The sequence below is a fragment of the Pseudomonas sp. NPDC079367 genome, assembly GCF_044542195.1.
GTDB lineage: Bacteria > Pseudomonadota > Gammaproteobacteria > Pseudomonadales > Pseudomonadaceae > Aquipseudomonas.
Window position 1 is genome coordinate 25,220 of sequence record NZ_JBITTW010000041.1, and the last position, 9,488, is coordinate 34,707.

The following is a 9,488-nucleotide window of genomic DNA, read 5'->3' on the forward strand; positions in this document are numbered from 1 at the left end:
TAGGAGCTGTCGAGTGCAACGAGGCTGCGATCTCTTGATCTTGAAAGGCAAAGTCAAAAGATCGCAGCCTGCGGCAGCTCCTACCGGGCGAAGGATTACTTCGCGGCCCAGGAATTGAAGCGCTGTTCCAGTTGCTCACCGTTGTCAGCCCAGAAGCTGACGTCGATCTGCACCTGGTTGGCGATGTTTTCCGGGGTGGTCGGCATGTCCTTCAGGACGTCCTTGGCCAACAGCGGTACGGCTTGAGTGTTGGCCGGGCCGTAAGCGATGTTTTCCGAGTAGGTCTTCTGCTGCTGCGGCTGCACCGAGTAGGCGATGAATTTCTTCGCCGCTTCGGCACGCTTGGCGTCCAGACCTTTCGGGATGGCCCAGGCGTCGAAGTCGTAGATGCCGCCGTTCCACACGACTTTCAGGTTGGATTCTTTCTGCACCGCAGCGATGCGACCGTTGTAGGCCGAGCTCATCACCACGTCACCGGAAGCGAGGTATTGCGGCGGCTGCGCGCCGGCTTCCCACCACTGAATGCTTGGCTTGAGCTCATCGAGTTTCTTGAAGGCGCGATCCTGGCCGCCCTTGCTCGCCAGCTCTTTGTAGACATCTTTCGGTGCCACACCATCGGCCATCAGCGCGAATTCGAGGGTGTACTTGGCGCCTTTGCGCAGGCCGCGCTTGCCGGGGAATTTCTTCGTATCCCAGAAATCCGCCCAGCTTGTGGGTGCGGTTTTCAGTTTGTCGGCGTTGTACGCCAGGACGGTCGACCAGACGAAGAAGCCTACGCCGCACGGCTGAATCGCGCCTTTGACGTAGTCTTCGGTCTTGCCGAACAGCGCCGGGTCGAGTTGTTCGAACATGTCTTCGTCGCAACCACGGGACAGCTCTGGCGATTCCACTTCGACCAGATCCCAGGACACGCTCTTGGTGTCGACCATGGCTTTGACCTTGGCCATTTCGCCGTTGTACTCACCGGCAACGATCTTGCCGTTGCCCGCCGCTTCCCACGGTGCATAGAAGGCTTTGACTTGCGCTGCCTTGTTCGCCCCGCCAAACGACACCACGGTCAAATCCGGGCCGGCAGCCATCGCGCCGCTCGCACCCATCAGGCCCAGGGTCAGGGCGGTGAACTTCAGGGATCTCAACATTTATTGTTCTCTCCACGTGCAGGGTTGGTGTTGGTATTGCCGGGGCGCTTAGTGCGCCTCTAAAAGCGGATCGAGCGCACGAACGTGCTCAACCTGCCAGCCAAGCGGTACCACGTCGCCGACGCTAAGCGCTGGATCAAGCTCGGCAATCGGTTGTTTCACGAAGAAGTCGGTCTTGCCGCAGACTTCCAGGCGCACCCGGACGTGGTCGCCCAGATAGATGAATTCCGCCACCCTCCCTGAGAAGCGGTTGACGCATTGATCGCTCGAACCGTTGAGGCTGACCCGCTCCGGACGGATCGAGAGGGTCACTGGCTCGCCGGTCTGGCCGACATTGACCGCCAGCGCCTCGACCTTTTCGCCACGGCCCAGCTCGACCACGCAGCGCTCGCCGCTCTGGCTGAGCAGACGACCGTTGAGGCGGTTGTTCTCGCCGATGAAGTTGGCGACGAAGGTGTTTTTCGGCTCTTCGTAAAGCGTGCGCGGCGGCGCGATCTGCTGGATCTCGCCTTGATGGAACACGGCGACACGATCAGACATGGTCAGCGCTTCACCCTGATCGTGGGTCACGTAGACCACCGTCACGCCGAGGCGCTGGTGCAGGTGCTTGATTTCCATCTGCATGTGTTCGCGCAACTGCTTGTCGAGGGCGCCCAACGGTTCGTCCATCAACACCAGTTGCGGCTCGAACACCAAAGCGCGGGCCAGTGCCACACGCTGTTGCTGACCACCGGACAACTGCGCCGGATAGCGCGAAGCGAACGCGTCGAGTTGGACCATGCTGAGGACTTTCTTCACCCGCTCACTGACGTCGCTTTTGTTCAAGCCACGCACGGTCAGCGGGAAGGCGAGGTTTTCCGCCACGGTCATGTGCGGGAACAACGCGTAGTTCTGGAACACCATGCCGATGTCGCGCTTGTGCGGCGGCACGTTGTTGATCGAACGCCCGGCCAAGAGGATTTCGCCGGCGGTCGGTGTTTCAAAACCGGCGAGCATCATCAGGCTGGTGGTCTTGCCGGAACCGGACGGCCCGAGCAGGGTGAGGAATTCGCCTTTGCGAATGTCCAGGTTGAGGTCTTTGACGATCAGGTTCTCGCCGTCGTAGCTCTTCTGCACACCACGAAAGCTGACCAGCACATCACTGGTCCCTGCGCTTGTATCGACCTGGCTCATACCCACACCTTTGTTGTTGATGACTGCTTGTTCATCAAGCCTAGTGGCTGGCGCCAGCCACGCAAATCGGGGCGCAGGAGAGAATGGCTTAAGCGCAATGGAAGGTTGGGTGTAGGGATCGCCCTACAAGGATGGCGCTAATGGATAAAGCAGTGCCAAGCGGTGAACTGCAAGCTGCAAGTACAGGCAAAAGCGTCTGTCGCTAACAGATATGCCAACGCGGTCTCATGTAGGAGCTGCCGAAGGCTGCGATCTTTTGACCTTGCTGTTTATAAGATCAAAAGATCGCAGCCTTCGGCAGCTCCTACAGGGGCGGGCGGGTTCAGAGGAGTTTGTGCTCCATCGCATATTTCACCAGTTCGGCCAGCGAGGTGATGTTGAGTTTCTGCATCAGCCGCGCTTTATGGGTGCTGATGGTCTTGCTGCTCAGGGCCAGTTGTTGAGCGATGTCGTTGACGTTGGCGCCCTGGGCCAGGCGCTCGAACACCGAGAATTCGCGCTCCGACAACAGCGAATGCAGCGGCCGGGTATCGGTCAGGCCAACTTCGAAAACCATGCGGTCGGCCAGCTCCGGGTCAATGTAGCGCCCGCCCGCCGCAACTTTGCGGATCGCCGTGAGCAGCAGCGCCGGGTCGCTGTCCTTGGTCGCATACCCGGCCGCGCCGACCTTCAATGCGCGCGCGGCCATTTGCGCTTCGTCGTGCATCGACAGCACCAGAATCGCTGGCGGATTGTTCAGCGCGCGGATACGCGGGATCGCTTCCAGGCCGTTGACGCCGGGCATGGAGATGTCCAGCAGCACCACCTCGCACGGCACGCTGCGCAGGGTTTCGAGCAGTTGCTCACCGTTGCTCGCCTCTCCCACCACTTGCAGATCCTTGGCCAGGCCGATCAATTGCTTGATGCCCTCGCGGACGATAGTGTGGTCTTCGGCTACCAATACTCGGATCACTTGGATTTCCTCGATATTTGCATGAAGCGAAAAGATCGCAGCCTTCGGCAGCTCCTACAGGGGTCTGCGATCAGTGCAGGAGCTGCCGAAGGCTGCGATCTTTTAGCGATCTACAGGCACCCACACCTTAAGACTGGTGCCCTCCCCCGGCTCGCTCACCAGCTCCAGCCGCCCGCCCATGATCAGCACCCGTTCACGCATGCCGACCAGGCCAAATGACGTCGGCCGACCCTCGGCGGCGACAAATCCTACGCCATCATCGCTGACCGTAAGGCACAATTCGTCGCTCGCAAGCGCCAGCGTCAACTCCACCGTATGCGCCTGGGCATGACGCATCACGTTGGTCAGCGCCTCCTGCAAAATCCTGAACAGCCCCACCGCTTTGGCATCGCTGAGCGCCGGCAGGTTATCCGGCACCTGCACCAGACACGGTATCTGCGTGCGTGCCTCGAAGCGTCGCGCCTGCCACTCGATCGCCGAGGCAATGCCGGCATCAAGAATCGGCGGGCGCAACGCCGTCGCCACATCACGGACCAACTGAAACAACTGCGCGATCAGGCGTTTCATGCTGTTGAGCCGCTCCTGCAGACCCGGATCGAGTTGCGCATAAGCCAGTTCGCACATCGAAGTTTCCAGTTTCAGCACGGTGAGCATCTGCCCCAGCTCATCATGGACTTCGCGGGCGATGCGCGCCTTCTCTTCTTCGCGCACGCTTTCAAGGTGCGCCGACAGTTCGCGCAATTGCTCGCGCGAGGCGGCCAGTTCAAGCTCGATGCGCTTGCTTTCGCTGATGTCCCAGACAATGCCGTCCCACACGTAGGCGCCGTCCTCCAGTTGCCGGGTGATTGCCTTGATCTCGGCCCAGCGCTGCTCGCCCTGGCGGGTGACGATGCGGCCCTGCCAAGACCAGTCGCTGTCGGTATCCAGTGCCTGATCCTGGGTGCGGTGATAACTGGCCTTGTCGTCGGGGTGTACCAGACTGCGCAGGCCCATGTCGCGATGAGCGATGGCGGCCGGCGCGTAACCGACCAGAGTTTCGCTGCCCTCGCTGATGTAGGCAAAATCGATCTGCCCGGTGACCGGCGCCCGCTCCAGCCGAAACACCAGGCCCGGAACGTTGGCGGCAATGCCTTGCAAGCGTGCTTCGCTTTCCTGCAAAGCGGCGAGCGCGCGCCGGCGGTCGGTAACGTCGGTGAGGTAGACCACCAGATATTCACTGTCGCGAAAACGCAGAAAACTCAAAGACACGTCCGCCGGTAACACGCTGCCATCGGCGCGCAGGCAACTGGTTTCGAAACTCAGCGGCCCCTCTTCACTGGCCCGTGCACGCTTCCACAGATTGAGCCAGCGGTCCATGTGCAGGCCGGGCTCGAAATCGATCAGCGGCCGTTCAATCAGCCCGCCCGAGGGATAACCGAGCATGTTTTCCGCCGCGCGGTTGGCGTAGCGCACATGGCTGTCCCAATTGACCCAGAGAATGCCGACGGTGCTTTGATCGATAGAAAACTGCGTCAGCCGCAGCGCTTCTTCACTGGCCGTGCGCATCGCGATGTCTTCGCGGGCGCTGAGCAGGCGCTGTTCAAGGTTGTGCTGTTGGCGCCGCTGCCAGAACACGATCGCCGCGCAACTGAGCAGCATCACCGCGAACAACAGGCTGAGGTTCTGCCAGAACCCCGGCGACTCGGTCAGCCGCGGATATTTTGGCTGCAGCCATTGGTTGTGCAGTTGTTCCAGGTCCTTGGCCGGTATTGCGCGCAAGCCACTCTGGACGATGCCGGCCAGTTCCGGCCAGTCGCGCCGCGAGGCCACGCGCAGCAATTGCGGCAGGCCGATATCGCCGACCACCACCAGTTCGGCGAACTCCGGCTCCACCGACAGCCGGCCCAACTGCGCTTCGTCGATCACCGCGTAGGAGGCCTGCTGACTCAGCAGCAACTGCAAGGCCTGACGCTCCAGCGGCACGCCTTGCAGATTCAGGTGTGGATAGTTGCTGCGCAGATAATCGGCGGTGCTGCTCGGCATGCGTACGGCGACGCGAGTCTGGCTGTCGAGCTTTTCCAGATCGACCGCACCGCTGCTTTTCTGGTCGCTGACCACCAGTTGCGGCACGCGCATGTACGGGTCGGAAAACAGCCAGAGGCGCAGCGCGCTCGGGGTCTGGCTCAGGCCCGGGGCGATGTCGATCTCGCCCTCGCGCAACGCATTTTCCAGTGTACCGAGATCCTGAAAGTTGCGCCAGCTCAGTTCCACGCCCAGAGTTTTGGCCAGCAGTTTCATCAACTCGACATTGGCTCCGGACAATCGCTGCAGGCGCCGATCGTAGGTCGCGTAGGGCGCTTGCAAGACCAGGCCGACGCGCAATTCGTTGTGCTGCGCCAGCCATTGCTGCTGCTCTGGCGACAATTGCGCGGCATGAGCCGGTGGCGCAGGCGCCGCCCAGCCCATCAAGGGAAACCACAAACAGCCGATAACCCACAGGCAGCAAAATCGCTTCATTGAAGTCTCATACACTGACAAATTCTGACCAACCCATTAGGCTGCCGGGATACTTTCTGGCCTGGAATAACCGATGCCCTCTGTCTACCGCCTGGCACTGCCAGCATTGTGCCTGTCGCTGATCCTGCCTTGTGCGTTTTCCGTCGAAGCCGCCGACCCGGCGCCTGCCGCCACGGATAAACCCGCCGAAGAAAAGCCGGCCGAGCGCCAGCCACTGCTTGAGCGTAGCCAGGAAGAGGCCGCCGCACTGCAACGTAAACTGCCGGCGCAAGAGCAGCAACAACTGCAGGCTGGCAGCGACACTTTCCTCGCCCTGTGGAAACCGGCCAACAGCGCCGAACCCAAAGGTGCGGTGATCATCGTTCCCGGTGCCGGCGAAACCGCTGACTGGCCGCAGGCAGTCGGCCCGTTGCGACGCAAATTGCCGGACGTCGAGTGGAGCAGCCTGAGTATCACCCTGCCGGATCTGCAAGGCGACGCCATTGCTCCGCGCGTAATCGAACCGGCCGCCGCGCCGAAAGCCCCGGAAACCGCAAGCAAAGACGCCACCACCGCACAACCGATCGAACAAGCCGCTGGCGGTGAAGCGGAAGTTGCCGAACAGGTGGTCGCCGAAACCAGCGAAGAACAGGCCAAAGCCGATGCCGATCGCATCTTCGGGCGCATCGACGCAGCGATTGCCTACGCCGAACAGCAGAGCGCGCGCAGCATCGTCGTGCTCGGGCATGGCACCGGCGCCTACTGGGCGGCGCGTTTTCTCAGTGAGCGGCAGACGCCGCAGGTGGAGAAGCTGGTGATGGTTGATGCGCAGGCACCGGCCAAGGCCCTGCCGCCACTCGCCGAACTGACGCCGACACTGAAGCTGCCCACGGTAGATATTTTCTACATGGACAAAGCGCTCGATCGCAATGCGGCGCTGGAGCGCATGCAGGCGAGCAAACGCCTGAAGACCTCGGCGTTCAGCCAAGTGGCGCTGAAGGTGTTGCCGGACAAAAAGGCCGAGCAGGAACAACTGTTTCGGCGGGTGCGGGGTTGGTTGAACCCTCAGGCTGTTGACTGACTGTCACACCGAGTCGCCCTGATTCGCGAGCAAGCCCGCTCCCACATTCACCCCTGTTCCTTCAGATAGAACACGGCTAAATGTGGGAGCGGGCTTGCTCGCGAAGGGGCCCTTGCAGGCGCCACATCTTCAAGGGTCAGCGAAAATCCCGCCGCTCGCGAATCAACGTATAGGCATGGTGCAATTCCCGCGTACGTTCGGTCGCCTCACGCACCTGCGCCGGGGTCGCGCCGCTGCCGGCGATCTTGTCCGGGTGATGGCGACTGAGCAAACGTCGGTAAGCGCGCTTGATCTGCGCCGGCTCGCTGCTCGCCGACACCCCAAGCAATTTCATCGCCTCCTGATAACTCACCGCTGCACTGACAATCGGCCGCTTGCCCGGTTCATAATCGTTGGCCAATGCCTGCACCTGCTGCGGCGTCCAGCCCAGCCACTTGCCCCACTGCGCCAGCAACTCGCGTTCGCTGACCCCGGCGCGACCATCGGCCCAGACCATGCGCCAACAGGCGCGCAACACACCTTCGGCTGCATGCGGTTGCGCACTCAAGCGGCGCAGATAGCCGCGCAGATTGTCGCTGCCGGACTTGCCGCGATTGAATGCGGCAATGGCCCGCCGCGTCGCCGGCTCGCTCATTTCCAGTGAGCGCATTTCATTGCGTGCCTGCTGGATATGCCCGTCAGTGACACGCCCATCGCTCTTGGCCAGACGCCCGAGCAACACGAACAGCAGTTCGTCGTTGCGCAGCATCGGCCGGCCGCCGAGCTTTTCGCGTAAGTGTCCCCAGCTCTGCAGGTGCAGGCGCCGATCCAGCGCCTGTCCCAACAACGCCCCAAGCATGGCCCCCGGAATGCTGGCAATCGCATAGCCCACTCCGGCTCCAATCAGAGTCCCTGGCCACAGCATTTCAGCGACTCGCTTCTATCAGGGCTTCAGCTTCGGCCAAGCGTTCATGGGTGCCGACATCCACCCAATGCCCTTTCAGACGCTCACCCGTCACTTCGCCGGCGGCCATCGCTTTGCGCAACAGCGGCGCGAGTTTGAAAGCGCCATCGCTGCAGCCATCGAACAATTGCGGATGGAGCACGGCGATACCACTGTAAGTCAGCGTTTGCGCGCCAGGCTCACCGTCCTGCACCTTGCCGTCGATCAGGGTGAAATCACCTTTCGGGTGGTGCGCCGGATTATCCGCCAGCACCAGATGCGCCAGGCCATTGCCCGGCTGGTGCAACACGCTGAAGTCGTAATCGGTCCAGATATCGCCATTCACCACCAGAAACGCATCGTCACCGAGCAGCGGCAGCGCGCGGAAAATCCCGCCACCGGTTTCCAGCGGCTCGCCCTCCGGCGAATACTGGATGCTCAGGCCGAAACGCGAACCGTCGCCCAGATAATCCTCGATCTGCTGACCGAGCCAGGCGTGGTTGATGACAATTTCGTTGAAACCTGCGGCCGCGAGGGCACGCAGGTGATACTCGATCAGCGGCACGCCACCGGCACGCACCAGCGGTTTCGGCGTCGTCAGGGTCAGCGGGCGCATGCGCTCGCCTTTACCCGCCGCCAGAATCATTGCCTTCATGCCGTCGCTCCAGCACGCAGGCTGCTGAACAGCGCTTGCAGCTCCGCCAGTTCGGGACGGCGCGCGATCACGGCTTCTATATAAGAGAAGAAGCGCGGCACGTCCGCCAGATAGCGTGGCTTGCCATCGCGGTGGCAGATGCGCGCGAAGATGCCGATGACTTTGAGGTGACGCTGCACGCCCATCAGGTCGCTGGCGCGCAGGAATTCTTCGAAATCGGTCTGCACCGGAATGTCCAGCGCCGAGGCTTGCTGCCAATAACTTTCCAGCCAGCCGCGCACGCGTTCTTCCGGCCAACTGAGGAAGGCATCCTTGAACAGGCAAGTCACGTCGTAAGTCACCGGGCCGTACACCGCGTCCTGGAAATCCAGCACGCCAGGGTTCGGCTCGCTGAGCATCAGGTTGCGCGGCATGTAGTCGCGGTGCACCAGCACTTTCGGCTGCGCCAGCGCGCTGTCGATCAGCAGCTCGCTGATGTGCTGCCACTGTTGCTGCTGGGCCGCATCGAACTCGACGCCCAACTCATGCTTGACGTACCACTCCGGGAACAACTCCAGCTCACGGCGCAACAAGGCAACGTCATAACTGGGTAACGGCGCAACCATCGGCAGCTGTTGAAAAGCCAACAGCGCTTGCAAGGCGTCGTGGAATAACGCGTCGGCATTTTCGCCATCGATCACGTCGAGATAGGTCTTGTTGCCCAGGTCATTGAGCAGAAGAAAACCGCGCTCGAGGTCTTCGGCGTAAATTTTCGGCACATTAATTCCGGATTTCGCCAGTAAAAAGGCGATATCCACGAACGGTTTGCAGTTTTCCTGCGGTGGCGGTGCGTCCATCACGACGAAGCTGCGACCGTCGCCCTGCCAGCGGAAGTAGCGGCGGAAACTCGCGTCGCTGCTGGCTGCGGTCAACGTGGCCGGGGGCACGGTGCCCCAGCCCTGCTCGGCAAACAGTTTTGCCAACTGCTCATCAAGCCAAACTTTCAGGTGTTGCAAGCGTACATCTTGATCAGGCATTGCAAGGGTCTCCGACGGCGCTAGCCGTCAAGCGGGTCATGCTTTATTATCCAGCATCTTTTTCAGACCATCGAG

8 protein-coding genes are annotated in these 9,488 nt (G+C 61.4%); 1 reads left to right on the forward strand and 7 read right to left on the reverse strand.

The features are described 5' to 3' along the window. Positions 1 to 95 precede the first annotated feature (95 nt). The 4 genes from ACIGDJ_RS23690 to ACIGDJ_RS23705 form a co-directional block, all read right to left on the reverse strand. Positions 96 to 1,139, reverse strand: coding sequence for an ABC transporter substrate-binding protein (locus ACIGDJ_RS23690; protein WP_313005116.1), 1,044 nt, complete (start codon positions 1,137 to 1,139; stop codon positions 96 to 98). Between the two features lie 48 nt (positions 1,140 to 1,187). Then, complete coding sequence (locus ACIGDJ_RS23695) at positions 1,188 to 2,312, reverse strand: ABC transporter ATP-binding protein (RefSeq protein ID WP_101160862.1); 1,125 nt, start codon at positions 2,310 to 2,312, stop codon at positions 1,188 to 1,190. A gap of 322 nt (positions 2,313 to 2,634) precedes the next feature. Continuing rightward, the gene (locus ACIGDJ_RS23700; protein WP_003228820.1) at positions 2,635 to 3,264 is read right to left on the reverse strand and encodes a response regulator transcription factor; all 630 of its coding nucleotides are present in this window, start codon (positions 3,262 to 3,264) and stop codon (positions 2,635 to 2,637) included. 102 nt (positions 3,265 to 3,366) lie between these two features. Further along, on the reverse strand, positions 3,367 to 5,760 hold the full coding sequence (locus ACIGDJ_RS23705; RefSeq protein ID WP_397479792.1) for a PAS domain S-box protein: 2,394 nt from the start codon (positions 5,758 to 5,760) through the stop codon (positions 3,367 to 3,369). Positions 5,761 to 5,833: 73 nt separating this feature from the next. Here ACIGDJ_RS23705 and ACIGDJ_RS23710 point away from each other — a divergent pair, with 73 nt between their 5' ends. Then, positions 5,834 to 6,820 (forward strand): alpha/beta hydrolase family protein, encoded by a 987-nt coding sequence (locus ACIGDJ_RS23710; RefSeq protein ID WP_397479791.1) that lies wholly within the window; start codon positions 5,834 to 5,836, stop codon positions 6,818 to 6,820. 136 nt (positions 6,821 to 6,956) lie between these two features. On the opposite strand, the gene ACIGDJ_RS23715 is transcribed toward ACIGDJ_RS23710, so the two are convergent. From ACIGDJ_RS23715 to ACIGDJ_RS23725, 3 genes are read right to left on the reverse strand one after another with little or no spacing between them, the layout of a single operon-like run. Continuing rightward, positions 6,957 to 7,724 (reverse strand): TerB family tellurite resistance protein, encoded by a 768-nt coding sequence (locus ACIGDJ_RS23715; protein WP_101160870.1) that lies wholly within the window; start codon positions 7,722 to 7,724, stop codon positions 6,957 to 6,959. Position 7,725: 1 nt separating this feature from the next. Then, a complete protein-coding gene (gene murU / locus ACIGDJ_RS23720) occupies positions 7,726 to 8,397 on the reverse strand; it encodes an N-acetylmuramate alpha-1-phosphate uridylyltransferase MurU (RefSeq protein ID WP_101160872.1) in 672 nt (223 codons plus the stop codon). Then, positions 8,394 to 9,413 carry an aminoglycoside phosphotransferase family protein gene (locus tag ACIGDJ_RS23725; RefSeq protein ID WP_101160875.1) on the reverse strand — a complete coding sequence of 340 codons (1,020 nt, stop codon included), beginning with the start codon at positions 9,411 to 9,413 and terminating at the stop codon, positions 8,394 to 8,396. The genes murU and ACIGDJ_RS23725 overlap by 4 nt, the downstream gene beginning before the upstream one ends. Positions 9,414 to 9,488 lie beyond the last annotated feature (75 nt).